This is a genomic window from Acinetobacter sp. 40AMC3-4, from assembly GCF_049898185.1.
In the GTDB taxonomy this organism is placed as follows: Bacteria; Pseudomonadota; Gammaproteobacteria; order Pseudomonadales; family Moraxellaceae; genus Acinetobacter.
In genome coordinates this window covers 94572-121500 of sequence record NZ_JAFCXG010000008.1, presented here as the reverse complement: position 1 = coordinate 121500, position 26929 = coordinate 94572, and the positions used below count along the sequence as shown (strand labels likewise).

General features: G+C 43.0%; 26 protein-coding genes and 2 pseudogenes. 20 read left to right on the top strand and 8 right to left on the bottom strand.

Translation table 11 applies throughout. The features are described 5' to 3' along the window. Positions 1-4 precede the first annotated feature (4 nt). The 5 genes from pheA to ACP7BU_RS10955 all read left to right on the top strand — a co-directional run bounded on the left by pheA (position 5) and on the right by ACP7BU_RS10955 (position 5514). Positions 5-1114, top strand: coding sequence for a prephenate dehydratase (gene pheA / locus ACP7BU_RS10975; protein ID WP_004645570.1), 1110 nt, complete (start codon positions 5-7; stop codon positions 1112-1114). 66 nt (positions 1115-1180) lie between these two features. Continuing rightward, positions 1181-2272, top strand: a complete 1092-nt coding sequence (hisC, locus tag ACP7BU_RS10970; RefSeq protein ID WP_425879879.1) for a histidinol-phosphate transaminase — start codon at positions 1181-1183, stop codon at positions 2270-2272. 3 nt (positions 2273-2275) lie between these two features. Then, complete coding sequence (locus tag ACP7BU_RS10965) at positions 2276-4522, top strand: bifunctional prephenate dehydrogenase/3-phosphoshikimate 1-carboxyvinyltransferase (RefSeq protein WP_425879880.1); 2247 nt, start codon at positions 2276-2278, stop codon at positions 4520-4522. 99 nt (positions 4523-4621) lie between these two features. Next, the gene (locus tag ACP7BU_RS10960; RefSeq protein ID WP_425879881.1) at positions 4622-4984 is read left to right on the top strand and encodes a hypothetical protein; all 363 of its coding nucleotides are present in this window, start codon (positions 4622-4624) and stop codon (positions 4982-4984) included. Next, complete coding sequence (locus ACP7BU_RS10955; protein ID WP_425879882.1) at positions 4972-5514, top strand: GNAT family N-acetyltransferase; 543 nt, start codon at positions 4972-4974, stop codon at positions 5512-5514. Before ACP7BU_RS10960 ends, ACP7BU_RS10955 begins: the two co-directional genes overlap by 13 nt. A gap of 33 nt (positions 5515-5547) precedes the next feature. Here the strand turns inward: ACP7BU_RS10955 and ACP7BU_RS10950 are convergent, their stop codons facing one another. Then, on the bottom strand, positions 5548-6180 hold the full coding sequence (locus tag ACP7BU_RS10950; RefSeq protein ID WP_425879883.1) for an alpha/beta hydrolase: 633 nt from the start codon (positions 6178-6180) through the stop codon (positions 5548-5550). A 123-nt stretch (positions 6181-6303) separates the two neighbouring features. Here ACP7BU_RS10950 and yaaA point away from each other — a divergent pair, with 123 nt between their 5' ends. From yaaA to ACP7BU_RS10930, 4 genes are all read left to right on the top strand, one after another. Continuing rightward, on the top strand, positions 6304-7086 hold the full coding sequence (gene yaaA / locus ACP7BU_RS10945) for a peroxide stress protein YaaA (RefSeq protein ID WP_005247421.1): 783 nt from the start codon (positions 6304-6306) through the stop codon (positions 7084-7086). A 1208-nt stretch (positions 7087-8294) separates the two neighbouring features. Further along, complete coding sequence (locus ACP7BU_RS10940) at positions 8295-9617, top strand: NCS2 family permease (RefSeq protein ID WP_004645563.1); 1323 nt, start codon at positions 8295-8297, stop codon at positions 9615-9617. A gap of 76 nt (positions 9618-9693) precedes the next feature. Continuing rightward, the gene (locus tag ACP7BU_RS10935) at positions 9694-10695 is read left to right on the top strand and encodes an adenosine deaminase (protein WP_425879884.1); all 1002 of its coding nucleotides are present in this window, start codon (positions 9694-9696) and stop codon (positions 10693-10695) included. A 45-nt stretch (positions 10696-10740) separates the two neighbouring features. Beyond that, on the top strand, positions 10741-11094 hold the full coding sequence (locus ACP7BU_RS10930; RefSeq protein ID WP_425879885.1) for a hypothetical protein: 354 nt from the start codon (positions 10741-10743) through the stop codon (positions 11092-11094). 43 nt (positions 11095-11137) lie between these two features. Here the strand turns inward: ACP7BU_RS10930 and ACP7BU_RS10925 are convergent, their stop codons facing one another. Beyond that, on the bottom strand, positions 11138-11701 hold the full coding sequence (locus ACP7BU_RS10925) for a cytochrome b (protein ID WP_425879886.1): 564 nt from the start codon (positions 11699-11701) through the stop codon (positions 11138-11140). A 20-nt stretch (positions 11702-11721) separates the two neighbouring features. Between ACP7BU_RS10925 and ACP7BU_RS10920 the strand changes: the two are divergent. The 4 genes and pseudogenes from ACP7BU_RS10920 (at position 11722) to rnhB (ending at position 13825) form a co-directional block, all read left to right on the top strand. Beyond that, a pseudogene (locus ACP7BU_RS10920) lies at positions 11722-12069 on the top strand (IS630 transposase-related protein). Between the two features lie 17 nt (positions 12070-12086). Then, positions 12087-12560, top strand: a pseudogene (locus tag ACP7BU_RS10915) (IS630 family transposase); the annotation flags it as partial. A 246-nt stretch (positions 12561-12806) separates the two neighbouring features. After that, positions 12807-13178 carry a hypothetical protein gene (locus tag ACP7BU_RS10910; protein WP_004278974.1) on the top strand — a complete coding sequence of 124 codons (372 nt, stop codon included), beginning with the start codon at positions 12807-12809 and terminating at the stop codon, positions 13176-13178. A gap of 59 nt (positions 13179-13237) precedes the next feature. Further along, a complete protein-coding gene (rnhB, locus tag ACP7BU_RS10905) occupies positions 13238-13825 on the top strand; it encodes a ribonuclease HII (RefSeq protein WP_312584351.1) in 588 nt (195 codons plus the stop codon). A 94-nt stretch (positions 13826-13919) separates the two neighbouring features. Here rnhB and csrA read toward each other — a convergent pair whose 3' ends face one another. The 3 genes from csrA to alaS all read right to left on the bottom strand — a co-directional run bounded on the left by csrA (position 13920) and on the right by alaS (position 18463). Then, positions 13920-14174 (bottom strand): carbon storage regulator CsrA, encoded by a 255-nt coding sequence (csrA, locus tag ACP7BU_RS10900; RefSeq protein ID WP_004278972.1) that lies wholly within the window; start codon positions 14172-14174, stop codon positions 13920-13922. 250 nt (positions 14175-14424) lie between these two features. Continuing rightward, a complete protein-coding gene (locus tag ACP7BU_RS10895; protein ID WP_004278971.1) occupies positions 14425-15705 on the bottom strand; it encodes an aspartate kinase in 1281 nt (426 codons plus the stop codon). Positions 15706-15769: 64 nt separating this feature from the next. Next, positions 15770-18463 (bottom strand): alanine--tRNA ligase, encoded by a 2694-nt coding sequence (alaS, locus tag ACP7BU_RS10890; protein WP_425879887.1) that lies wholly within the window; start codon positions 18461-18463, stop codon positions 15770-15772. Positions 18464-18852: 389 nt separating this feature from the next. On the opposite strand from alaS, the gene ACP7BU_RS10885 reads away from it, so the two are divergent. Beyond that, positions 18853-19875: a type I glyceraldehyde-3-phosphate dehydrogenase gene (locus tag ACP7BU_RS10885; protein ID WP_425879888.1), complete on the top strand. Its 1023-nt coding sequence runs from the start codon at positions 18853-18855 to the stop codon at positions 19873-19875. A 192-nt stretch (positions 19876-20067) separates the two neighbouring features. Next, entirely contained in the window at positions 20068-20364 is a 297-nt protein-coding gene (locus tag ACP7BU_RS10880; protein WP_004278968.1) for a hypothetical protein, read from the top strand. A gap of 42 nt (positions 20365-20406) precedes the next feature. Here the strand turns inward: ACP7BU_RS10880 and ACP7BU_RS10875 are convergent, their stop codons facing one another. Both ACP7BU_RS10875 and ACP7BU_RS10870 read right to left on the bottom strand, forming a co-directional pair. Then, positions 20407-20706 carry an AzlD family protein gene (locus ACP7BU_RS10875; RefSeq protein WP_114541870.1) on the bottom strand — a complete coding sequence of 100 codons (300 nt, stop codon included), beginning with the start codon at positions 20704-20706 and terminating at the stop codon, positions 20407-20409. Further along, positions 20703-21452 carry an AzlC family ABC transporter permease gene (locus ACP7BU_RS10870; RefSeq protein ID WP_311203910.1) on the bottom strand — a complete coding sequence of 250 codons (750 nt, stop codon included), beginning with the start codon at positions 21450-21452 and terminating at the stop codon, positions 20703-20705. The genes ACP7BU_RS10875 and ACP7BU_RS10870 overlap by 4 nt, the downstream gene beginning before the upstream one ends. A gap of 147 nt (positions 21453-21599) precedes the next feature. On the opposite strand from ACP7BU_RS10870, the gene ACP7BU_RS10865 reads away from it, so the two are divergent. The 5 genes from ACP7BU_RS10865 (at position 21600) to ACP7BU_RS10845 (ending at position 26173) form a co-directional block, all read left to right on the top strand. Further along, the gene (locus tag ACP7BU_RS10865) at positions 21600-22055 is read left to right on the top strand and encodes an Lrp/AsnC family transcriptional regulator (RefSeq protein ID WP_253145738.1); all 456 of its coding nucleotides are present in this window, start codon (positions 21600-21602) and stop codon (positions 22053-22055) included. 206 nt (positions 22056-22261) lie between these two features. After that, a complete protein-coding gene (locus ACP7BU_RS10860; protein ID WP_004278964.1) occupies positions 22262-23428 on the top strand; it encodes an ATP phosphoribosyltransferase regulatory subunit in 1167 nt (388 codons plus the stop codon). Between the two features lie 70 nt (positions 23429-23498). Beyond that, positions 23499-24818, top strand: a complete 1320-nt coding sequence (locus ACP7BU_RS10855) for an adenylosuccinate synthase (RefSeq protein WP_004278963.1) — start codon at positions 23499-23501, stop codon at positions 24816-24818. A gap of 160 nt (positions 24819-24978) precedes the next feature. Continuing rightward, on the top strand, positions 24979-25287 hold the full coding sequence (locus ACP7BU_RS10850) for a hypothetical protein (RefSeq protein ID WP_005106509.1): 309 nt from the start codon (positions 24979-24981) through the stop codon (positions 25285-25287). A gap of 112 nt (positions 25288-25399) precedes the next feature. Continuing rightward, on the top strand, positions 25400-26173 hold the full coding sequence (locus tag ACP7BU_RS10845; protein ID WP_425879889.1) for a M48 family metallopeptidase: 774 nt from the start codon (positions 25400-25402) through the stop codon (positions 26171-26173). A 166-nt stretch (positions 26174-26339) separates the two neighbouring features. Here the strand turns inward: ACP7BU_RS10845 and slyD are convergent, their stop codons facing one another. Beyond that, positions 26340-26822: a peptidylprolyl isomerase gene (gene slyD, locus ACP7BU_RS10840; RefSeq protein ID WP_004278960.1), complete on the bottom strand. Its 483-nt coding sequence runs from the start codon at positions 26820-26822 to the stop codon at positions 26340-26342. Positions 26823-26929: the final 107 nt, after the last annotated feature.

Here is a 26929-nt window from a genome sequence, read left to right as displayed (position 1 = left end):
AACAATGATCAACGACGATCAAAACACCACGACTTCTCTTGATTTGGCAAAAATTCGTGAAGATATCGATTCTGTTGATCAGCAAATTCAGCAATTGATTAACCGTCGGGCACGTTTGGCTGAAGCAGTGGCAAAAGCAAAATTTGCCTCAGAAGAGAATCCGCTGTTTTACCGTCCAGAACGTGAAGCTCAGGTTTTGCGTAATGTCATGGAACGTAATGAAGGGCCATTGTCTGATACCACCATGGCACGTCTGTTCCGTGAAATCATGTCGGCCTGTCTGGCACTCGAAGCGCCGCAAAGCATTGCTTTCCTTGGCCCAGTCGGGACTTATACCCATTCTGCGGTACTCAAGCACTTTGGTCATGATGCTGTGGTTCGTCCTTTACCGACCATTGATGAAGTTTTCCGTGACGTGGAAGCAGGCAGTGCCCATTATGGTCTGGTGCCGGTAGAAAATTCCTCTGAAGGCGTGGTCAACCATACTTTGGACTGTTTTAAAACATCGAACCTGAATGTGATTGGCGAAGTTGAATTACCGATTCACCATCAGTTCCTGATTTCTGAAAATACCCGTAAAGACAGCATCAAACAGATTTATGCGCATCAGCAGACTTTGGCACAATGCCGTAAGTGGCTGGATGCTCATTATCCAGGTGTGGAACGTGTCGCTTTAAGTTCCAATGCGGAAGCAGCACGCCGTATTCGTAATGAATGGCATTCTGCTGCAATTGCTTCTGAAATTGCCGCGAGTATCTATGACCTCGAAATCATGCATAGCAATATCGAGGACAATCCGGAAAATACCACACGCTTCCTGGTGATTGGTCGTGAAAAAGTGCCGCAAAGTGGTAATGACAAGACTTCATTACTAATCTCAGCGCATGATCGTGCCGGAGCTTTGCTGGAAATTCTGGCGCCGTTTGCCAAGCACAATATCAGCCTGACCAGTATTGAAACCCGGCCTGCACTTCCTGAAAAATGGGCTTATGTGTTCTTCATTGATCTTGAAGGCCATATTGAGCAGGAACACGTGAAAGCAGCCATTGAAGAAATTCGTCCTTTGGTTAAAGAAGTTCGCGTGCTCGGTTCATATCCTGCAGCTGTACTTTAAGTCAGCTATACGTGGTCAGGGCGAGGGTGCTGACCACTGTTTTATACCTAAAATTGGAAGTCTAAAATGTCGTTTGTTCCAGCCAATTCAGGCATCTCAAAATTAAAGCCATATCAACCGGGTAAACCGATCAGTGAACTTGAGCGCGAGTTGGGTCTTACCGATATCGTCAAACTGGCTTCAAATGAAAATCCGCTGGGTTGTTCAGATAAAGTCAAAGAAGCGGTCGCTGCGGAAATTTCTGAAATTGGCCGTTATCCGGATGGTGGTGGTTTTATCCTGAAAGATCAGATCAAGGCCCAGTTTGGTTTTAATCACGATCAGATTACCTTGGGGAATGGTTCAAACGACTTACTGGAAATGTTTGCCCGCGCATTCGTTTCAGAAAATGATTCGGTGTTGTATAGCCAGCATGCTTTTGCAGTTTATGCATTGGTGACTCAAGCCATTAATGCACAAGCGATTGAAGTGCCAGCTAAAGGCTTTTCGCATGACTTGGAAGCAATGGCGGCTGCCATTCAAGACAATACCAAACTCGTCTTCATTGCAAACCCGAATAATCCAACAGGAACCTGGTTTGAAGAAGCTGAATTTGAAGCGTTCATGCAAAAAGTTCCTGCCAATGTCATCGTGGTTCTGGATGAAGCCTATGTGGAATATTTCCCGGAAAACTTCAACAGCTTGAAATTCCTCGCGCAATATCCAAACCTGATCGTTAGCCGTACTTTGTCGAAGTGCTATGGTTTGGCTGCACTACGTGTTGGTTTTGCTCTGGCTTCAGTAGAAGTGACGGATTATCTCAATCGTATTCGTCAGCCATTTAATGTCAACCATCTTGCGATGGTGGCTGCGGTGGCTGCACTGAAAGATGAAGATTTTATCGCGCGTTCTCGTGAAGTGAATAAAGCCGGTATGGCGCAACTTGAAGCTGGTTTTAAGGCTTTGGGTCTTAACTATGTGCCTTCACGTGCCAACTTTATCTTGGTAGATGTACAGGCAGACCCATCAGCAACCTTCAATGGTCTGCTCAAGCAAGGGGTGATTGTGCGTCCGGTCGGTATTTCTAATCACATTCGGGTATCGATTGGTACTGAAGCAGAAAATGCGAAATTCTTGAGCGCATTGGCTAAAGTACTCGGTTTAGAGGCAAAAGCTTAAACCATGTCGCAGCCACTGTTTGAAAAAGTTGCATTTATCGGGCTTGGACTGATTGGTTCAAGTCTGGCGCGTGTCATTCGAGCCGAGCATTTGGCCAATGACATTGTTGCATCGACACGTTCACAAAAGACTTTGGAAGATGCTAACTCTCTTGGCCTGATTTCCGAAGGCTATGCCGATCCTGTAGAGGCGGTCAAAGGCGCTGATCTGGTGGTACTGGCATTGCCGGTACGTGCCACGCAAAAGGTGCTGGAAGCTATCAAGCCTTATTTATCTGCCAATACCATTATTACTGATGTGGGTAGTACCAAAGGTAATGTGGTCGATGCAGCGAAAGCGGTTTTTGGCGATGAACTGCCTGAAGGTTTTGTACCGGGCCATCCGATTGCAGGTGCCGAGCATACCGGGGTGCATGCAGGTAAAGTTGATTTATTTGTCAATCACAAGGTGATCTTGACGCCACTGCCAAGCAGTGCAGACTGGGCCGTCGATAAACTGATTCAGCTGTGGCAAGCGGCGAAAGCCGAAGTGATTTGTATGGATGTCGACAAGCACGATGAAGTGCTGGCGCATACCAGTCATCTTCCGCATCTCATGGCATTCAACTTGGTTGAGCAATTGGCCAAGCGTGAAGACAATTTAGATATATTTCGTTATGCTGCCGGTGGCTTCCGGGATTTCTCGCGAATTGCCGCTAGCGATCCACAAATGTGGCATGACATCTTTTTTGCCAACAAAAAAGCAGTTCTGAATGCTGTTGATGGCTTTGAACAGCAGCTCGCGATTATTCGCAAATTGATTGAAGATGAAGATTCCCACGCATTGATGGGCTTATTGGGTCATGCGCAGGCAGCTCGCCAGCATTTCAACCATATGCTCGCCAAGAAACCTTTCATGGAGAAAAATAAAGTGACACAACAATTTACCATTCAGCCGGGTGCCAAGAAATTTCAGGGTAAATTTACCGTGCCAGGTGACAAATCTGTGTCACATCGCTCGATCATGTTTGGTGCGATTGCAGAAGGTACCACACATGTGACCGGCTTTTTGGAAGGTGAGGATGCTCTAGCGACACTGCAAGCTTTCCGTGATATGGGAGTCAGCATTGAAGGCCCTAAAAATGGTGAAGTCACCATTCATGGTGTTGGCATGCAAGGCTTAAAAGCGCCGCAGTCTGCCATTTATATGGGCAACTCAGGCACTTCAATGCGTTTGCTGTCGGGTATGCTAGCAGCACAGAAATTTGATTCAGTGATGACAGGGGATGCGTCATTGTCTAAACGTCCAATGGAGCGTATTGCCAAGCCTTTACGTGAAATGGGCGCGCAAATTCAGACCACTGGTGAGCGAGGTACGCCACCTGTATCCATCACCGGCAACCAAAACCTGAAAGGGATTCAGTACGATTTGCCAATGGCCTCTGCTCAGGTGAAATCAGGGATTTTACTTGCAGGTCTATGGGCAGAAGGTGAAACTTCGGTGACTGAACCAGAACCAACACGCGACCATACTGAACGTATGCTACGTGCCTTTGGTTATGAAGTGAAAACCGAAGGTAATCGAATTTCACTGCAAGGTGGCGGAAAGCTGGTTGGAACCAATATTCAGGTGCCTTCAGATATTTCTTCTGCTGCTTTCTTTATGGTCGGTGCGGCCATTACTGAAAACTCGGATGTGACCCTTGAAGCAGTTGGCATTAACCCGACCCGTACTGGTGTGATCGAAATCCTCAAGCAAATGGGTGCGGACATTACAGTTGAAAACGAGCGTATTGCAGGCGGTGAACCGATTGCCGATATTCGTATCCGTGGTACACGTACCTTAAAAGGCATTCATATGCCGGAAGATCAGGTGCCATTGGCAATTGATGAATTCCCGGCGCTATTCATTGCGGCTGCATGTGCCGAAGGTCAAACCATCCTGACCGGTGCTGCCGAGCTTCGCGTAAAAGAATCGGATCGTATTCAAGTGATGGCCGACGGTCTTCAAACCATGGGCATCGACTGTACCCCAACTGAAGATGGCATCATCATTGAAGGTAAGGGTAAGTCCGGTGACTGGTTGCCAATCTTTACGGGTGGTGAAATTGAATCGCATCACGATCACCGTATCGCGATGAGTTTTTCGATTGCCGGTTTGCGTAATTCGGAGCAGATCAAGATTGTCGGTACTGAAACGGTCGCAACCAGTTTCCCGACCTTTACAGAATTGACCTCAATCGCAGGATTGCCAATTCAAGTGTCAGAATAATTTTTAAAATTATGTGAAACAGCCAAGCTTTTGCTTGGCTGTTTTGTTTATATTGCTTATGCTAAACCCATATAAGAAAAAAGCCATTTGGAAGTAGCGATGCGAAAATTAAAATTCATGGCCAATACCCAGAGCCAAACACCACGGGATGGTCAGGAAACCCAGGAATATGTAGCACATTTACTTGCCGAAAAATTAGGCAAATATGGTTTTCAGACCTTAAGCCAAAGTGGAGCTCAGGTTGCCGTCAGCGTGGAAGACCATGCGCTGCCTTTATCTGTGAGTTGCGAAACCAGAGATGAACAAGGGCATCTGGTTTGTGAAATTGCCTCATATCCTGAAGAACAACAGGACTGGCTGGATCGTATCACCGAAAGAAGTTTGCTTAATCAGCTTGCACAGGCAGTGGAAACCTCTCTAAAAGAGCAGGAAAGCTTTAGCGAGTTTGAATGGAAGAGCTAATTCAACAGAATCAATCAGCTTTGCCTACACTGCAAAGTCAACGCTTGATCCTGAATTGTTTTAAATCAGCCGATGCCAAAGAAACTTATGCTTCAATTACGCCGAGTTTGACACGTTTTATGGCGTGGGACCCACCACAATCTGAACAGGGATTTGCAACAGTCTGGCAAAATTGGCTGGAAAATATGACTGATTATAAAGAATATGTATTTGTGATCCGTCATATTGAAACACAAGAATTTATTGGGCTATGTGGTTTGCATCGACTTCATGATGAAATACCTGAAGTCGGTATCTGGATTCGTGAAACTGCGCATGGTCATCATTATGGACATGAGGCAGTGCATTGTGTTGTGGCCTATGCTTTTAATACATTAGGGATTCAAGTCTTAAGCTACCCGGTAGCAGAAGAAAACTGGGCTAGCCGTAAAATTGCAGAACGCTTGGGTGGAAAAATTCTCTGTTACATCGATAAGCCTAAATATCGGGCTGTGATGTATGAAATTTTTGCAGAAGATTTTGTCTTTTAATAAAAAAACCCATCATCTGATGGGTTTTTTTATTTAGCCAAGCGCTAAGTACCGGGTCATTGCGATCCGTAATTGCTTTAAATAGCCGGTAAAGAAATGGTTGGCACCAGGTAATACGGTCACTAAATGGCGTTGTGGCTTTGCCCATTCAATCATATCTGAGAGCAAAGTCACTTCATCGGCTTCACCGTGAATGAACAGAATGTCGCCTTTGATGGCTGGTGTCACATAATGACGAATACCAGCTACTGTTGCAGTCGGCAGACCACATAAAATGGTTTGCTTTGGTTGCAGTTCTACCGGTAAGGCTGCATAGCTTTTTGCCATGACATGCGCACCAAAACTAAAACCGCCTGCATAAAAAGGCAGGGCAATATGCTGGTTGCGAGCGAACCGAATGACTTCTAATACATCATCCGTCTCACCGAAGCCCTCGTCGTGTATACCTTCACTTTGACCAGAACCACGGAAACTTGGACGATACACAATACAGTCACGTTCCAGATACATTTGTGCCAGTAAAACCGGAACCTTATGTTGTGGTGTACCGCCTTGCAATGGATGGGGGTGACAAACTACCGCGAATCCTTTCACTTCACCCTGAGGATAATCCACAAAAACTTCAATCTGACCCGCAGGCCCTTGAAGAAAAATTTGCTCGGGCATATAAAAACCGATGATTAACAGGAGAATCGTGCATTTTAACGATTATGGTGAATAAAAACATGAATTGGAATTAAAATAAGCAGACTGATATAGTTTGATTAATCATTTTTTGACCAGGTTGCCATGCTCGCTTTAATTTCTCCAGCCAAAACTCTCGATTACGATACTCCATTACCGACTGACCAATTTACTCAAGCGAGATTATTAGAACATTCACAGGACTTGATCAACGTTTGTCGCACACTTTCTGCAACAGAAATTTCCAGCTTAATGAGTGTTAGTGAAAAAATTGCCACTTTAAATACCGCACGTTTTAATGACTGGCAACCGGATTTTAATTTAGCCAATGCCCGTCAGGCGATTTTTGCATTTAAAGGCGATGTCTATACAGGTCTGGATGCCTATAGTTTAAAACATGAAGATCTGCACTATGCACAAGACCGTTTACGCATGTTGTCTGGATTATATGGACTCTTACGTCCCTTGGATTTGATGATGCCGTACCGTCTGGAAATGGGAACCAAATTGGCCAATTCCCGCGGGCATAACCTATATGACTTCTGGGCACATCACATTACTGATCTGATTAATCAGGATCTAGCAGCAGCAAATTCTGAAATCCTGGTGAATATTGCCTCTGATGAATATTACAAATCAGTCAACGAGTGCAAAATTCAGGCAGACATTATCAAGCCGGTATTTCTAGATCAGAAAAATGGCAAATATAAAGTGATTAGTTTCTATGCCAAAAAAGCACGCGGTCTCATGGCGCGTTTTATGATTGAAAATAAAATTGATCGTATAGAGGGGCTAAAAGCTTTTAATACTGATGGCTATTATTTCGATGCAGACAGTTCACTCAAAGGAGAACTGGTGTTCAAGCGTGATGAACAACTGAGTGCATAAATGAGATGATTCCCAGTATCCAGCATGAGGATATATATGCCGGATATTGGGATGTCGTTATTATGGTTAGGTTCTTGAACTATGTACATGCATGTGATGTGAGTAGGGAATAATAGACAGCATCATGACAACTATAAAATCTGTAATTCTTGAATATCAGGTAGAGCTTCAAGGTAATTAAAAATAAAAAATATCGCTAAACATCTTGAAATCCCTAGCAAAATCTCCCTTATTTAGATCATTTTATTCTAAAAATTAAAGTTGAGCATTCTTGGAAAAGGCCGATAAAATAAATCGAAATAATTTCTATTGAATAGGTTAGATTTCATTTATCTCCATATCTTAATTTTGAATAAACTTCTTTTAGAGAGTTTGAAAAATATATTAAATTCAATTATTTATTGTTTGTTTGAAAGAGTTTTTAATAGTATCGATTTTTTGAAAAAAGAATTATAAATTAATTAAGTATTAATAAATAAAACGACATAAAATTAATATTTAGAGGATAAATAAATGCCTTCTATCGGGTTAAATGTAAACTATGTCACAAGTTTGTTAGGTTTTTTGTTAGCATAATTGCATAGTGTTACAAAGCAGCATAATAAAAATGAAAATATATGCTATCCCTGTTTTTGCCTTAATGATCAGTTTATTAGGATTTTGTGTCCATAAACAGTCCGAAATCAGAAAATATGAAAAGATCCGTCATGTCTTGAACGATGGACGTGATTCAAGCAAATTGCTGGAATCCAATCGGCATCGACATTAAGCAGCTTGTACTACCTTCCTCCCGGCAATTGGGCTAGATTAATAAAATTAAACTAATAATAAATATAATAAATTTTTTTCAATATTCATCTGGAATATATTAATTTCTAATAAAGTGTAAAATCAAATAAGCAATAATAAATCAATGTGTTATAATTTGCCAACGATCAGGATGAAGCAGAATCCATCTTGTTAAGCATTTGATTTAAATCGTAAAATAAAGCTGCATAAAGGTTATGCAGCTTTTTTGTTTAGATTTTTTTTGGGTTTTTATAGCATAGCCCTGGGGCTGTAAGCTGTTCCAACATTTTAACCCGTCAAATGGCTATGCTGGCATATTCGTTGCTAACACATCCTTAAAATTGATGAATTTTTTTATAAAGTTTCATTTATTTGACGGCTTGCTTAAAGCATTAAGTTTACTCAATAGGGGCTAGGTCATGACGACTCCTAATCCATCTTCAGAAAGTATGCTTGAACGTCTGTTTAAACTGAGTGAAAACAAAACCAGTTTCCGTACAGAAGTTCTTGCCGGTGTAACTACATTCTTAACGATGTGTTACATCATTATTGTCAATCCGATGATTTTGTCCGAAACGGGGATGGATCATGGGGCTGTCTTTGTAGCAACCTGTCTTGCAGCCGCGATTGGCTGTTTAGTCATGGGCTTGATTGCAAATTATCCAATTGCACTTGCACCAGGCATGGGCTTAAATGCCTTCTTTACCTATTCCGTCTGTTTGGGAATGGGTGTGCCTTGGCAAACAGCACTCGGGGCTGTGTTTATCTCCGGTCTTGTGTTTATTGCGATCAGCATGTTCAAAATCCGTGAAGCCATTGTAAATGCGATTCCAATGTCGCTGAAACTGGCCATCGGTGGTGGTATTGGCTTATTCTTGGCGCTGATTGCTTTGAAAAATGCCGGCCTGATTGTGGATAATCCCGCTACGTTGGTAGGTTTGGGTGATTTAAAACAACCATCGGTTTTGCTTGCATTATTTGGTTTCCTTCTGGTTGTTGTGATGCATCACTTTAAAGTGCGTGGTGCGATCATCATCAGTATCTTGGTGTTAACCGGTATTTCAGCAGCATTGGGTCTGAGTGAATTTAAAGGTGTGGTGGGCGCAGTACCATCGATTGCACCAACATTTATGCAAATGAGCTTTGAAGGTCTATTCACTGCCAGCTTAATCGGGGTGATTTTTGTCTTCTTCTTGGTCGATTTATTCGATTCAACCGGTACGCTGGTTGGTGTTTCGCACCGTGCAGGCCTGTTGAAAGATGGCAAACTGCCGCGTTTGAAAAAAGCACTTTTTGCGGACTCTTCTGCAATTGTTGCAGGTGCAGCGCTGGGTACATCTTCGACTACGCCATACATTGAATCTTCTGCGGGCGTAGCAGCCGGTGGCCGTACAGGACTAACTGCTGTTGTAGTCGGTATCCTGTTTGTTGCCTGTTTGTTCCTGGCTCCATTGGCACAGTCTGTACCAAGCTTTGCAACAGCGCCAGCGCTGTTATTTGTCGGTGTCTTAATGATTCAAGGTATCGTGCATATTGACTGGGAAGATATTACAGAAGCAGTTCCTGCATTTTTAACCATTGTATTTATGCCATTTACCTATTCAATTGCGGATGGTATTGCGATGGGCTTCATCAGCTATGCACTGATCAAATTGTTAACCGGTAAGGCATCAACAGTACCGTATATGGTCTGGATTATTGCAGTACTATGGACGCTTAAATTCGCACTATTTGGCGGCTAATTTTTCTAGATTTGGAAAGGGTGTAAACTCAGTTTGCACCCTTTTTTTATTATTTTAGGTTTCATGAGGAGAAGCGATGAACCGTCTTGAGTTGATTCGAGCTTTGCCAAAGGCCGAGCTTCATGTTCATATTGAGGGCACTTTTGAGCCTGAGCTAATGTTTGCGATCGCTCAGCGTAATAAAATTGCCATCCCGTATAAATCTGTTGAAGAAGTTAAACAGGCGTATAACTTTCATAATCTTCAGTCGTTTCTAGATATTTATTATGCTGGTGCTGCTGTGCTGATTCATGAACAGGATTTTTATGATCTGGCGTGGGCGTATTTTGAAAAATGTGCTGAAGACCGGGTCGTGCATACTGAAATGTTCTTTGATCCACAAACCCATACCGATCGTGGTGTTGCTTTTTCAACCGTGATCAACGGCTTGCAAAAAGCCTGTGATGATGCCAAAACTAAACTTGGTATCAGTTCACATCTGATTATGTGTTTCTTGCGTCATTTAAGTGAAGATGCTGCATTTGCAACACTGGAACAGGCCTTACCTTATAAAGACCAGATTATTGCGGTCGGTCTGGATTCAAGTGAAGTCGGGCATCCACCTTCAAAGTTTGAACGTGTCTTTGCTAAAGCGCGTGAAGCAGGTTTCTTGGTTGTAGCACATGCAGGTGAGGAAGGTCCGGCAGCTTATGTCTGGGAAGCTTTAGATTTGCTGAAAGTGAATCGTATTGATCATGGGGTTCGTTCGGAAGAAGATCCGGAGTTAATGCAGCGCCTGATCGCAGAAAAGATGCCACTGACAGTTTGCCCATTGTCAAACCTGAAACTCTGCGTCGTGGATGATATGCAGCAGCATAATATCCGTCGCCTCTTGCAACAAGGCGTGCACGTTACAGTCAATTCAGATGATCCATCTTATTTTGGTGGTTATATGAATGACAATTTTATTGCCATTGCTAAAGCACTGGATTTAAGCAATGAGGAACTCAAGCAGTTGGCCATTAACTCATTTGAAGCCTCTTTTATTACCGATACTGAAAAAGAGCAATGGATCAACCAGATCCGTGCCCTGGTTTAAGTTTTTAAATAAAAGGCAGGGTTCGCTCTGCCTTTGTTTTTATAGATGGATATGAAATTGAAAAATATAATTCTGCTCATCAGTAGCGTGTTGGTATCTGCTTGCTCAAATGCGGATATGACTTTGACACAGCGTACTTTAAAACCCGTGATTGAATACCAATGTGCAAAAGAATTGAAAGCATCTAAATTCTGGACTGCCTCGACCTATTTTATGCAGGACAAAAATAAAGCTGAACTTGAACAGAATGTCTGTTCATGTGTAGGTGAGCATGCACTCAAGGATATTCCGGCAAGCACTTTACTGAAAGCGACTCTGGATGAAGAAGTAAAGTCAAAACTCACGCAACAGGCTATTGCAAACAGTCTGAAAGGCTGCATGACCGAGTTCTTAAAATAAAATCAGCTTTGCAATGAAAGCTGATTGAGTGTGGTTTTGCAGATTATTTTTTAGAAGATTTGGATTGTCGGGTCATGCTGTTGAGTACGTGATCTTTATCGATAAAATGATGTTTCAGTGCTGCAGCAATATGTCCAACTAAAAGTAAGCCAACCACCCAGGAAAGCCAAATGTGTAGGGGTTTTACGATGGTGGTCACAGCTGGATTTTCTGCAATCAGTGCCGGCAGATTAAATAAATACAGCACCGGTGCTGGATAGCCCAGACTCCAGCTATATAAACATCCGGTGACAGGTAAGGCAATCAGCATAAAATACAAAGCCAGATGACCTGCATGTGCCAAAGTTTTCATCCGGGGTGACATCATGTCCGGTAGTTCAGGGGCAGGATGGGTATAACGCCAGAAGATTCGCACAACCAGTAGGAAAATAATGGTGGTGGCGATATTTTTATGCAGGGTGATGACATCGCCTTTAAAGCTGCCATCGACCTCATAACTTAAAAAATTCCCACTATAAAAACCAATCAGCCAGGCCGCAATAAAGATAACTGCCATGATCCAGTGCAGCCATTGTGCCGTGCGCGTGTAATATAGTCCACACGCCAAAAAACCAATACAATACTGATATGAGTTATCCAATACATTTTAGAAAGAAAATATTAGCCAAGCTTGAAGAAGGTCAATCTATCCGAGCGGTTGCTCAGCACTTCTAAATTAATAAAAATACAATTGTCGAATGGAAAAAGCGAATCGAAATAAAAAGAACTCGACCAAGAAAACCATCTAAAGTTGATGATGATGCCTTACGTGCAGATGTTGAGCAATATCCTGATGATTATCAATATGAACGCGCTGCTCGTTTTGGTTGTGGTACTTCTACAATTGGAGATGCGCTCAAGCGTCTAAATATTACAGTTAAAAAAAGACCTTACGGCACCCGAAAGCAAAAACAGAACTCAGAGAGCAGTATTTAAAAGATTTAAACCGATTAAGGTGTCAACACCCGATCATCTATCTTGATGAAAGTGGATTTAAATCTCATGAATATAGACCTCATGGTTATTCAAAACAGGGAATTCCTTGTTATGGAACATATAATTGGCAATTAAAAAATCAAACCAATGCAATAGGAGCAATCCATGAGGGTAAGTTATTTGCAGTTGGCTTATTTGATAGCAAAGTAAATTCGGATGTATTTCATTTTTGGGTAGATAAGTTTTTATTACCAGAATTACCCTCGAATAGTGTAATTGTCATGGACAATGCAGCCTTCCATAAACGACAAGATATACAAGATCTATTAGCCCAACATGGGCATCAAATACTTTGGTTACCACCTTATAGTCCTGACCTTAATCCTATTGAAAAAATGTGGGCATGGGTGAAAGCAAAAAGGAAAAAATGGTTGGTTAACTCAATAGATAAGCTTTTTAGTCGTTTCTTTAACGAGTGTATGGGTAATTAAGCGGTTTGACTATATTGTACTTTTTCCATGTGATTTTCGATTGCCCTCAAAGATGGATGCACCTTAGCAAAGGGCGAATCAACTCAGCAATTCCAAATCTGCAACGCTATGGTGGCTTTCATGCAACATCTATTGAAATGGCTGGGTGCAGATTAAACATTCAGGATGATTTATAGATTTCTTATTCAGGTGAATTTCGGCACAATAGCGTCACGCTTCATATATGAATAAACAAGGAACAGATCTGTGAAAAAATTATTGGCTGCACTTGCTCCGCTTACTTTGGTTTTATCGGCTTGTGCAACAACAGGTAGCCCTGAAACGCAAACTACGACTCAACAGCTGGGTGGGGCTGCGCTTAAAATCGCGATCAATGCAAAATGTACGACTGAGCTGAATAATATTCCAGCATGGCAAACAGCTACACGTCTAATGACTACGACCCAAAAGCAGAATATCCAGACTGAAATTTGTGGCTGTGTCAGTGAAAAAGCGCCACAAAGTGTAACAGCGGTAGATTTGGCGACTGCAGCAATTGACCCGGCAGCACGTGCGACGATTGTCGGCAATGTGGTTGCAAAAACCATTAACGCTTGTGTGGCTGAAGCTGTAAACTAAGCCAAGATTAAATTGAAATAGGCTGACTGGTTCAGCCTATTTTTTATGGAAAAATAGACATGAAGATTGCTGGTGTAGATGAAGCAGGGCGTGGGCCATTAGTGGGTTCGGTGGTCGCTGCGGCAGTTATTTTGGATCCGAACAACCCGATTGAGGGTTTAAATGATTCTAAAAAACTTACTGAGAAGAAGCGTGAAAAACTTTTTATCGAGATTCAGGAAAAAGCGTTGGCATGGGCCATTGCTGAGGCTTCTGCGGCAGAGATTGATGAACATAATATTTTGCAAGCTTCTTTGCTGGCCATGCGTCGTGCTGTAGAAGCTTTGCCAGTTCAGCCTGAGCATGTTTTGGTCGATGGTAATAAAGTCCCTCAAGGCCTTTGTATGAGCTGTGATGCCGTAGTGGGTGGTGATGCGCTACATGCTGAAATTTCAGCAGCCAGTATTCTGGCGAAAGTAACCCGTGATCATCAGATGATTGAGATGGATCAGAAACATCCGCAATTTGGCTTTGCCAAGCACAAGGGTTATCCGACCAAGGCACATTTTGAAGCGATTGCCTTACATGGCGTGATTGATGAACATCGTCGCAGTTTTGGGCCGGTGAAAAAAGTGATTGCAGCATTACAGCAGGGTATGGAACTTTAAGTTTTATTTAAAGTATCTAAGTATTTAATATTTTTATATAAAATGCAGACAAATTTAAAGCGGCTTAAAAGCCGCTTTATTCTTCGCACAAAAATTAACGATTAAAGTTATTTTGTGTCTGGCTATCGTCTTCATAAGAAGGTTGGTAATCTTGATCGATATGTTGAAGATGTTCATGCATTGCACGTTCATGCTGGATACGCTGGTAAATCTCTTCACGGTGCACAGAGACTTCTTTCGGAGCATTTACCCCGATACGAACCTGGTTACCTTTTACACCAAGCACAGTCACACTGACTTGATCACCAATCATTAAAGTTTCCCCGACGCGTCGAGTCAGAATCAGCATGTTTTTCTCCTTGCAAAATGCAAAACCTGCAATCTATTGAATGTAAAACAAAAAGCACAACCAAAAATTACAAAATAAGATCTGGATAGAAATTCTGTCATCTGGGTGAAAGATTTTAATCTATCTCAGCTGGTTAAAAATCCTCAGGCTTAATATAACAGAGCCACTATAAAAAAAACTATAGTGGCTCTGCATTTTTGTAGACTTTTATAAAATACTGTCAAACAATGACAATATTCTATCTTAACGCTTAAGCACGTGCGCTAGATTCGCCTTGTTCACGGTCTAAACCGAATGCGGTATGCAATGAACGAACCGCAAGTTCAAGATAATTTTCTTCAATGATCACAGAAATCTTGATTTCAGACGTCGAGATCATCAGGATGTTAATACCTTCATCTGCCAATGCTGTAAACATTTTGCTCGCTACACCGGCATGTGAACGCATACCGACACCCACAATCGATACTTTTACGATATCTGAACGGGTCGCAACTTCACGCGCACCAATTTCTTGAGCAGTCGCTTCAAGAATGGCTTTGGCTTTATTTAACTCGCCACGGTTCACAGTAAAAGTGAAATCAGTTGTACCATCTTCTTCAACGTTCTGGATAATCATATCCACTTCAACATTGGCATCACCAATCGGGCACAAAATTTTAGAAGCAATACCCGGTTCGTCAGGCACGCCTAAAATAGTTAATTTTGCTTCGTCACGGTTAAATGCGATACCGGAGATAATTGGCTGTTCCATGTTGTCTTCCAATTCAGTCGTAATAAGTGTACCAACGTTTTGCTTAAATTCTTCGTCGAATGCGCCATCGTTATCATTGTCGAAGCTTGATAATACGCGTAAAGGCACCTGGTATTTACCAGCAAATTCAACTGAACGAATTTGCAGGACTTTAGAACCGAGTGACGCCATCTCAAGCATTTCTTCAAATGAAATACGATCAACTTTTTTTGCTTTTGGTGCAACACGTGGGTCGGTAGTATATACACCGTCAACGTCGGTATAAATTTGGCATTCATCTGCTTTGAGTGCGGCAGCAATTGCAACACCTGAAGTATCAGAACCGCCACGCCCTAAAGTGGTGGTATTGCCATGTTCATCAAAACCCTGGAAACCGGCAACGACAAGTACGCGGCCTGCATCCAGATTTGAGTTTAGGACTTCAGTATCAATAGATTCGATACGTGCCTTATTGAATGAGCTGTCGGTTTTCATGCCAACCTGGCGACCTGTTAGTGATTTTGCTTCAACTCCAATTGAGTTCAGCGCCATTGCTAACATAGAAATCGTAACCTGTTCACCCGTAGATACCATTTGGTCTAGTTCACGTGGGTCAGGGGTTTCGGTAATGGCCTTCGCTAAAGCAAGCAGACGATTGGTTTCGCCACTCATTGCTGATACCACTACCACTACCTTGTGGCCGTGGTCATGCCAGCGCTTTACACGACGAGCAACATTTAAAATGCGCTCGGGAGTACCCATAGAGGTACCGCCATATTTTTGAACGATTAATGCCATAGTTGTTCCATATAAGCCATGACCCTGATGTACCTATCAGGGTCAGTTACACAAAATTGAAGTTTTATTTTGCTGCAAGCCAGGCAGTTAAATCTGCCATCACTGGAGCAAACTTCTCGTTAAGTGGCGCGCCACCTTGTGCCAAGTCAGGTTTACCACCACCTTTACCACCTAGCTCATTCGCTAAATGTTTGATGATGTCACCTGCTTTAATAGAAGCAGTAAAGTCTTTTGCCACAGATGCGATCAAGCTCACCTTGTCACCCTCTACACCTGCAAGAACAATCACTGCATTTTCTAATTTTGATTTCACACCGTCGTGCAGGTTGCGAAGTGCTTTCGCATCCATGTTTTCAACAGTTGTAATCAAGGTTGCACGACCTGCAATGCTTTGAACTTGGCTTAGAAGTTCACCGGCTTGCAGGCTAGCAAGTTTTTGATTGAGTTGTTCGATCTGTTTCTGCAAGCTCGATGCAGTATCAACCAACGCTTCAACTTTTTCTAAAGTCTGGTCTTTTTGTGCTTTGAGCAAACCGTTAATCATATTGATATCGCGATCGGCTTTTTGCGTAACTTCAACTGCTTTAGTGCCTGTTACTGCTTCAATACGACGTACACCGGCTGCCACACCACCTTCAGAGGTGATTTTGAACAGACCGATATCACCGGTACGTTTTACGTGAATACCACCGCAAAGTTCGATTGAGAAGTTTTTCTCTTCAATCACTGAACCCATAGACAGTACACGTACTTCGTCACCGTATTTCTCGCCAAACAGCATCATCGCGCCTTTAGCTTTCGCAGACTCGATATCCAGAAGTTCAGTAGACACCGCAGTATTGGCAATCACTTCAGCATTGACCAAACGTTCAATTTCTTGCAGCTGTTCAAAGCTTACAGGTTGGTCATTGGCAAAGTCAAAACGTAACACATCAGATGCAACCAATGAACCTTTTTGCTGTACATGTGAACCTAAAATTTGACGTAACGCAGCATGTAGCAGGTGAGTCGCAGAGTGGTTGCGCGCAGTTGCTGCACGAATATCTGCTTTTACTGTTGCTTCTACATTTTGAGTAACTTTCAAGTTACCCATCGTCACGATACCTTGGTGTACAAATGCGCCACCAGATTTTTTGGTATCTTGAACTTCGAAAATACCAGTATCGTTTTTAAAGATACCTGTATCACCGATTTGACCGCCGCTTTCTGCGTAGAAAGGTGTTTGGTTGAGTACGATCAGTGCTTCATCGCCTTCAAACACTTCATCAACTTGCTCGCCATCTTTGTAGATTGCGATGATTTGACCTTCACCTGCAGTTGCGTCATAACCATCAAACTGAGTTTCGCCTTCAACTTTAACTACGCTGTTGTAGTCGATCGCGAATTTACCTGCATCACGTGCGCGTTGACGCTGTGCAGCCATTTCAGTTTCGAAACCAGCTTCATCAATAGTTAAGTCACGTTCACGTGCGATATCTGCAGTCAAGTCTGTCGGGAAGCCGTAAGTGTCGTAAAGTTTAAATACTACTTCACCCGGAATCACAGAACCTTTTAACTGTGCCAATTCACCTTCAAGCAATTTCAAACCTTGCTCAAGTGTTTTGGCAAATTGTTCTTCTTCTTTAAGAAGTTGTGCTTCGATACGTGCTTGTTGAGCAGCAAGTTCAGGGTATGCATCGCCCATCACTTCGATCAGTGGCTTCAACATTTTGTGGAAGAACGAACCTGTTGCGCCTAATTTGTTACCATGACGTACTGCACGACGGATAATACGACGCAGTACATAACCACGACCTTCATTCGATGGGTTTACGCCATCAGCAATCAGGAATGAACATGAACGTGCATGGTCAGCAACGACTTTCAATGAAGCAGGATACTGAACTGGTGTGCCTTTCTCAGCAGCTTCAGCTTCAAGCGCTGTAGTATCCAGACCAATAATTTCAGCCGCAGCTTTAAGTAAATGCTGGAATAAGTCAATTTCGTAGTTTGAGTTGACGTGCTGTAAAACAGCAGAAATACGCTCCAAGCCCATACCTGTATCTACAGAAGGTGCTGGAAGAGGGTGCAGTACGCCATCCGCAGTACGGTTGAACTGCATGAAAACGTTATTCCAGATTTCAATGAAACGGTCGCCATCTTCTTCAGGAGAACCCGGTAGGCCACCCCAGATGTGATCGCCATGGTCAAAGAAGATTTCAGAACATGGACCACAAGGACCTGTGTCACCCATTGCCCAGAAGTTATCAGATGCGTATTGACCGCCTTTGTTGTCACCAATACGAATAATGCGAGAAGCGTCTAGACCGATTTCTTTGTTCCAGATGTCGAATGCTTCGTCGTCTGTATGGTAAACGGTTGCATAGAGTTTATCTTTAGGAAGACCAAGCCATTCTTCGTTAGTCAAAAAGTCCCAAGCAAATTTGATCGCATCACGTTTGAAGTAATCACCAAAGGAGAAGTTACCCAACATTTCAAAGAAAGTGTGGTGACGTGCTGTATAACCTACATTGTCCAAGTCGTTGTGCTTACCACCTGCGCGCACGCATTTTTGTGATGACACTGCACGTACATAATCGCGTTTTTCTAGACCTAAGAAGCAATCTTTAAACTGGTTCATACCAGCATTGGTGAACAGCAAAGTTGGGTCATTGGCAGGTACTAGAGAACTCGACGCGACACGTGTATGCCCTTGCGATTCAAAGTAACGCAAAAATGCTTCACGAATTTCAGCTGATGTCATAAAACGAGTACTCACAACCAAGTCACTCCATAATTTCCGATTTGGCTAAAACACCACAGTCTGACAAGCATATAAGAGCTCTGCTGCAATGCGGGGCTTAAAAATTTAAAACGCCAAATTATAACGGAAAAAGCAGTATGCACCAATCATTTTAAAACCAATTGCTAAGGATTTATTTACTCAGTTTTTTTGCTGAATAATTAAATTGAATTTTCCCACAGTAGAATTCGTCTATATCCATCTCTTTAAAAAATAAACGGAATTTTAAATGATCCAAATACAGACAGATGGATCAGAAATAAAATAATCGAAAATCAGTATTTTCACTGAAGTTTTTTAATGTACGGCGCCAGAAATCCTTTAACATAGAAGAGTTTTAAAATAGGCATATAAAAGGTCAAGTCATGCAACGAGTGGCAATCAATGGATTTGGGCGTATCGGACGGAATGTACTGCGCGCATGGTTTGAAAATCCGAAAGATTTTAATTTTGAAATCGTTGCCATTAACGATATTGCCGATGTTGAAACCCTGATTCATCTATTTAAATATGATTCGACCCATGGCCGTTTTCCGGGGCAAGTGGATCTTAGCTATGATGCTGAACATATCTATATGCATATCAGCTATCAGGAGGCTGCATTAAAAGTGCAGGTTTTGTGTGAGCCGCAGCCGGCTAAGTTGCCTTGGCAAAACCTGGCGGTAGATGTAGTGCTTGAATGTACCGGGCTGTTCCGTTCCCGTGAAGCTGCGACCCAGCATATTGGAGCAGGGGCGAAACGTGTGATTATCGGCGCTGCACCTTTTGATACAGTAGATGCCGCGATTGTCTATGGTGTCAATCATCATGAGGTCAAAGCATCGGACCAGATCATTTCCAGTGTTTCTTGTACTACGCAGGCTTTGGTGCCACTGGTCAAAATTGTCGATGATGCATTTGGGATCAGTAGCGCCTTGATGACCGAAATCCATGCTGTGACGGCAGATCAGTCGGTACTGGATCATGCACATCGTGATTTACGTCGTGCACGTGCCTCGGGACATAACATCATTCCGACCACTTCGAGCGCACTCGGTGCCTTAAAACGTGTCATGCCGAAAATGGAAGATCGGATTGATGGTTATTCAATTCGTGTGCCGACCATTAATGTGGCCGCGATTGATTTGACTTTTGTTTCCCAGTCACCGATCACCGATCACAAGCTGAATGAAGTGCTGATCAAGGCTGCCCAGCAGGATTTTGCGGAAATCATGGCCGTGACGGATGAGCCATTGGTATCGAGTGATTTTAATCATTCCCCATATTCATTGATTGTGGATTTGACCCAGACTCTAGTCGTTGGGCATCAAGCCAAAGTCTTTGCCTGGTACGATAACGAGTGGGGCTATGCCAACCGTCTTCTGGATTTATGTGAATCATTTCATTAAGTTCGGGTTATCTAAACCTCAAAAGCACCGAGATACGGTGCTTTTTTCTTGCCTGTAAATATTCTGCAAGCCATGTTTTAAGAGAATTTGCCGGTAATTGATCGAAAATCAGGAATTGAGGCTGAATTATTTACGTTATCTGCAGCATTTTTCGTTAAGATAAAGACAATAAAATGAAATAAGAGCAAGCACATGATGGTGGTTTGGGGATTTATTATACTGCTGACTTTGGCGGTAATTTTTCTGATCTGGCTGCAGTTTAACCAGAGTGATGAGCCACGTAGCGTGGAAGGCGTGCCAGTCGAAGAAAAAATCGTGCATCTGGAAGAAAATTTAAAAAAGACCCTGGAAATCATGCAGGATCTAGCCAAAAAAATGCATGTGCAGCAGGAAGTGCTGGATCAGACCACAGCCAAACTTCAGCAGGTTGAATTGCAAAATGCCGAACTGGTCAGTTTGCTGACCAAAGTGGTTGATCCACAGAAATAAACAAAACCCCTTTAGAGATCATTTAAAGGGGTTTTTCTAGCGTTAGATTATTAAAATTCTTAAAATTGCAGCAGAAACCATACTGATGGCGACGGTCGGTAATAATCCAAAACGTGTAGCGGCAAATAGCGTTAAAGCCAAGGCAATCAGGTCTGCCGGATGGTCGCGTACAAAATAAGGCGCAATCACTGAAATCAGCACGCAGCCGGGAACTACTTCCAGAATTTTTCGCTGGCGCTGTGTCAGCGTTTTATTTTTTAATAAGACATAGCCCAAGAGCCGGGTTAAATAGGTGGTCACAGCAATCAGGATAATGGCCACCAAGGTATTTATCTGGATCATGCTTGATCCTCTTGAATCAGGAAAAATGCCGAAGTGATTCCAGACAAGGCGCCAATCGGCACATACCAGCCCGCAGGTAAATATAAATAAGCCAAAGCCGCACAGACTAAACTGACCAGCCATGGCCGGGCAGCCTCAAAACCTTTCCACATACTTCTTAGTAACACCAGAAATACAGCAGGAAAGGCCATATCAAAACCAAAACGGTTGATGTCGCCTAATACAGGTCCAAGCATGGCCCCGAGTGTGGTAAATCCGACCCACATCAAGTACAGGCAAAAACACAGGCCGGCATAATAAGGCATGCTAAACGCAGCACGATAACCCAGTTGCGCCTGTTTCCTTTGTGCATCAGCCAGACCGAGTGCCCAGCTTTCATCGACCATAAAAAACAGCGCCGGAAAAACTTTAAGATTCGGAAGATGCTTTAAATACGGCACCAAACTGGCGCCCATCAACAGATGCCGGCTATTTACCAGAAAGGTAATGAACATCAGCATGAGTAAATTTGGTGGACTGCTCCAGACTTCCAGAATGGTAAATTCAGAACCGCCGGCAAAGTTCAAACCGGTCAGTAATGGCACTTCGAGCAAGCTGAAATTCTTCTGTACTGCCGTCGCACCCAGTACCAGCGCAAAGGGGATAATCCCTAAAAGCATGGGAATAGAATCTTTCATGCCACGTTGAAATTCACTGAAATCGGTAGGGGCAACTATTGCTGCGGTGCTTTGTCTGAACAAAAGCATGGAAATGACCTGGGTACTGCAAAACTAGACCATATTTTATGGCGATATTCAGGCTATTTGCTGTTGTAGTGAAAGAGATTTGAGTTTTATTTGAAATTAAATTGCGCTAAATTAAATTTAAGAGGTTTTAAATGCCAAGGCATAGACATGGATCAAATAGATAAACGCATTTTGCATGAGCTGCAAAAGAATGGAAAACTGCAAAATAATGAACTGGCTCAATTAATTGGCTTGTCACCGTCACCCTGTTTAAGACGGGTAAAACAGCTGGAAGATAATGGCGTGATTGAGCAATATGTCGCACTGCTGAATCCACAAAAGGTCAATTTGGCGATGAGCGTGTTTGCACGCGTCTGGCTCAAGTCTCAAGAAGCTGCTGTGGTCGATCAATTTGTCGAAGCGATCAAGGAAATGCCAGAAGTCGTCGAGTGCCAGTTAATGGCAGGCGATTGTGATTTCTTTTTAAGAATTGTGGTGGCTGATCTGGATGCCTATCGTAAATTTCAGATTCATCATTTAACCCAAATTCCCTGCATTCAAAGTGTAAAAACTGAAATTCCATTGCAAACGGTTAAAAGCACGACTGCATTGCCTTTGGTTTAATGCCGGATTTTGTCATGCTATTTGTTTTAAATGTGCATTAAAACGCTGATAGTTGACACAATTGTTGTTGATTTCATCAGGTAGCGAAAATTATAAAATTTGCGATGCACAGCCAAAACTATCGTGCTAGACTAGGAGAAATCGGGTGTGCTCCCGATTTTTTTATGCGGATTCGTTCCGCGCTGACAAGAATTTAGGTTTACAACATGCCCATTTCAGAGACATGGTTATTACCTGATGGTGTAGCTGATGTATTACCAGAACAAGCGCAAGTTATTGAAAGTCTGCGCCGTAAATCACTGGATTTCCTTGCATCTCGAGGTTATCAGCTGGTGTACACGCCATTCATTGAATACATCGAATCTCTATCTTCTCTCTCAGAATCGAATCAAGATTTAGACTTAGCCACTTTTAAAGTAATCGATCAGCTTTCTGGTCGTTTGCTTGGTGTGCGTGCCGATATGACACCACAAGTGGCTCGTATTGATGCGCATGTACATCCAGTGGAAGGTGTAGCACGTTACTGCTATGCAGGAACCGTTCTGCATACCAAGCCTCGCGGTTTTAACACTTCGCGTGCGCCACTACAGTTAGGTGCGGAGCTATTTGGTTCAGACAGCATCGATGCCGATGTAGAAATGGTCGACTTGATGATCAGTCTGATTCAGGAAACAGGTCTGGCAGATGGTATTCATCTGGACTTAGGTCATGTGGGTTTATTCCGCAGTCTGGTGGCTCAAGCCGGCTTAAACAAAGTCGCTGAACAGCAATTATCTGATTTATACCAGCGTAAGGCTTTGCCAGAATTAGAAGAATTCACGGCAGACCTGAAATTTGGTCAGGATTTCTATGCACTTGGACGCTATGCCAGCGACCTGGATGCATTACAAGCGCATTTAAGTGCTGAAGTGTTGGCAAATCCAGCATTTACGCAGGCTTTTAATGTCTTGCAAACCACCAAAGACGAAGTTCAAACCCGTTGGCCAAACTTGAGTATTGGGATTGATGTGGTTGAATTACGTTCATACCATTATCATACTGGCCTGATGTATGCAGTCTATGCACCGAACCGTGCAGCTGCACTGGCACAAGGTGGCCGTTATGATGGCATTGGTGAACATTTTGGCCGTGCGCGTCCGGCAACCGGTTTCTCTTGTGACTTATATGCTTTAAGCGCAGGCCAGTTTGATGCGGTACAGGTCGTGGTTGCACCTAAAGGCACTGATGCAGAACTTCTGAATGCAATTCAGAATATTCGTGCACAAGGCTTAAGTGTAATTCAGTTACTGGGTAATGATGATTTAAACTCGATTCCATATGCGACGCACCAGCTGGTGAATGCGAATGGTGAGTGGACAGTCAAAACGATTTAACTGCTTGGCTCAGTGTTCATGTCGCTGAGCGGGGCTTTCAACTTTAACAGCATGATGTAATGAGGCTATTATGGGCAAGAATGTTGTGGTACTTGGTACCCAATGGGGCGACGAAGGTAAAGGTAAAATCGTCGACCTGCTCACAGATCAAGCGGCAGCGGTAGTTCGTTATCAAGGCGGACATAACGCAGGTCACACTCTTGTGGTTGGTGGTAAGAAAACTGTCTTACACCTCATTCCATCAGGTATTTTACGTGAAAACGTATTGTGCTTAATTGGTAACGGTGTTGTTCTTTCTCCTGAAGCGCTCATCAAAGAGATGGACATTCTTGAAAAAGAAGGCGTTCCTGTTAAAGAACGTTTACGCATTTCTCCAAACTGTCCATTGATTCTTCCGAACCACATCGCACTTGATCAGGCGCGTGAGAAAAAACGTGGTAATGCGAAGATTGGTACGACAGGTCGTGGTATCGGTCCTGCATACGAAGACAAAGTAGCACGTCGCGCAGTACGTGTTGCTGACCTAGTACGTGGTGGTGAACATCTTACTGCTCAGTTAACTGAACTTCTGGACTACCATAACTTCCAGCTGACTGAATACTACGGTGTTGAAGCAGTTAAATTGGAAGATGTGCTGGCACTTTGCGACGAATGGCGTAAAGTTGTTGCGCCACTGGTTGTGGATGTGACCACTGAATTGCATAACTACCGTAAAAACGGTGACAACATCATGTTCGAAGGCGCGCAAGGTTCACTTCTTGACGTTGACCACGGTACATATCCGTATGTGACTTCTTCGAATACCACTGCTGGTGGCGTAAGCTCTGGTTCAGGTCTGGGTCCTTTGCATCTTGACTATGTACTGGGTATTACCAAAGCGTATACAACGCGTGTAGGTGCAGGTCCATTCCCAACTGAGTTGGTGTATGACGCTGCAAATGACACGGGTGATGCGATTGGTAAACACCTCGGTACGATTGGTAATGAATTTGGTGCCTCTACTGGCCGTCAACGTCGTTGTGGCTGGTTCGATGCTGAAATCCTACGCCGTTCAGTTGACGTAAACTCACTTTCTGGTATTTGCCTGACTAAACTTGACGTTCTTGACGGTTTAGAAGAAGTGAAAATCTGTGTGGGTTATGAAGCTGCAGATTCTGGTTGTGTCGGTTCTTCTGATGCGCTTGCATTCGAAACTTTAAAACCGATTTACGAAACTATGCCAGGCTGGTCTGAGTCAACTTTCGGTGCGAAATCACTGGATCAATTGCCAGAAGCTGCATTGAACTATGTAAAACGTCTTGAGCAATTGATTGAATGTCCAATCGACATCATTTCAACAGGTCCAGACCGTGAAGAAACGATTGTTCTTCGCCACCCGTTTGATGCTTAATCTTCATTTGATTAAAGCTTGAATGATAAAAACCCATTTCCGGATGGGTTTTTTTATATCCTGAATTTATGCAGCTATTTCAAGACTAAAGTTGCATCGGTAATGTAGCGTGATGTGCTTTAACATAGCGGTATATAAAGAAAGAAAAATGAGCTGCAGGATGCAAAAAAATATATCGGCGACCATGTTTTATTCATTGTTATTCGCGATGGGCGGGGCGCCAACAATTGCCATGATGATTATTCGTGCGCAAACCCAAAATCCCGAAGTGATTTATGCGGCACTGATTGGTCTGAGTGTCATTATTGCCTGTGTTTTAGTGCCTATTATTTTATTGCAAAATGCTTTTTTATATTTCAAACGTAAAGATGAAATACTTGAACAGAAAATAAAACCACTGAGTCAGATTTATTTGGGTCTCAATATTATTTGTCTGATTTATTGGTTGGCGATACAGTATTTGGGTTAAAAATTACATAATTTATAAGAAGATGAATGAATTAAGCGTTTAGCTGCTGCGCGCTTTCACTTATAATTTTTACAATGTAAATTGCCCTTGAGCCAAGGCGGAGTAAATTATAATGAAGAATAAACTTTTATTGAGTATGGCGGCTGCTACAGTCGTCACATTATCAGGTTGTACCACCATTGCCGATATGGCAGGGGCAGATACTGCGACCTTAAATGCATCTGCGAGCCAAAGCTATAATGCCATGGTCAATGATGCGCGCAATAAAGGCCAACTGGATACCAGTTCAGCCACCTATAAACGGATTAATAATGTATTTAACCGTTTGAAGCCAGTTGCTAACCAGATGAATCAAACCGGTACAGCATTCCAGTGGCAATTGGCTGTGCTCAAATCTGATCAGGTCAACGCCTTTGTTGCACCAGGTGGTAAGGTTGTATTCTATACCGGTATCGTGAATAAACTGAATCTGACCGATGCTGAAATTGCAGCGATTATGGGTCATGAAATGGTGCATGCCTTAGAAGAGCATTCTAAGCAGAAAATCGGTGCTCAAGCCCTGACTGATCTGGCTTTGGGTATTGGCTTAAATGCAGCAGGTGTAGGTCAAGGTGGCGCTGCAGCAGCACAATTAGGTAGTCAGATCGGTATTGGCTTGCCATACTCGCGTAATCTGGAAAGCCGTGCTGACCAAGGCGGTTTAATGTTGATGGCGCGCGCAGGTTATAACCCGAATGCAGCCATTACCCTGTGGGAAAAAATGAACAAACTCGGTGGCGGCAGTGGTGCAACCTTCCTGTCTACGCATCCATCGAATAGCCAGCGTATTGGGCAAATGCGTCAACAGTTGCCAGCAGCTATGCAGATTTATAACCAAAACAAATAATTCAGTGATCATCCTCTGAAAGGAGATCTTGATCGGATTGAAAAGGCAGGGCAATGGCTCTGCTTTTTTTATAGCTAATTGGATGGTTAATATTCTGCGGGCTATTTTCAGGCAATAAAAAAGGCAAAGTCTGACTTTGCCTTTTTTCACTCAAGATCAGAAGATCTTAGTGCTGGTGACCGCCTACACCGTGTACGTGGCCGTGATCTAATTCTTCTTGAGAAGCTTCACGAACAGATACGATTTCAACTTCGAAAGTCAGGTCTTGACCAGCAAGTGGGAAGTTAGCATCAACAACAACATTGTCGCCTTCAACTGCTTTAACAGTTACGATTTGCACGCCGTCATCAGTTTGAGCTTGGAACTGCATACCTGCCTGAATGTTGTCTACGCCTTGGAACATTTGCGCAGGAACTTCTTGAACTAGGTCAGGGTTGTATTCGCCATAACCTTCAGCAGCAGGAACGTTTACAGTGAATTTTTCACCTACAGTTTTGCCTTCTAACGCATTTTCTAAACCTGGGATGATGTTACCTGCACCGTGCAAATAGGCAAGTGGTTCACCTTGAGATTGGTCGAGAGTTTCACCCTCTGCGTTAGTCAATGTGTAGTGGAAAGAAACCACGAGGTTATTTGCAATAGCAGTCATGTTAATTGATCCATTCAATTTTTTAAGGGTACATCATAAAGTGAAATTGCATTTTTGTAGACTAAAATTAGCAAAAAAACGCAATTTGACAATTTTGTTGACGATTT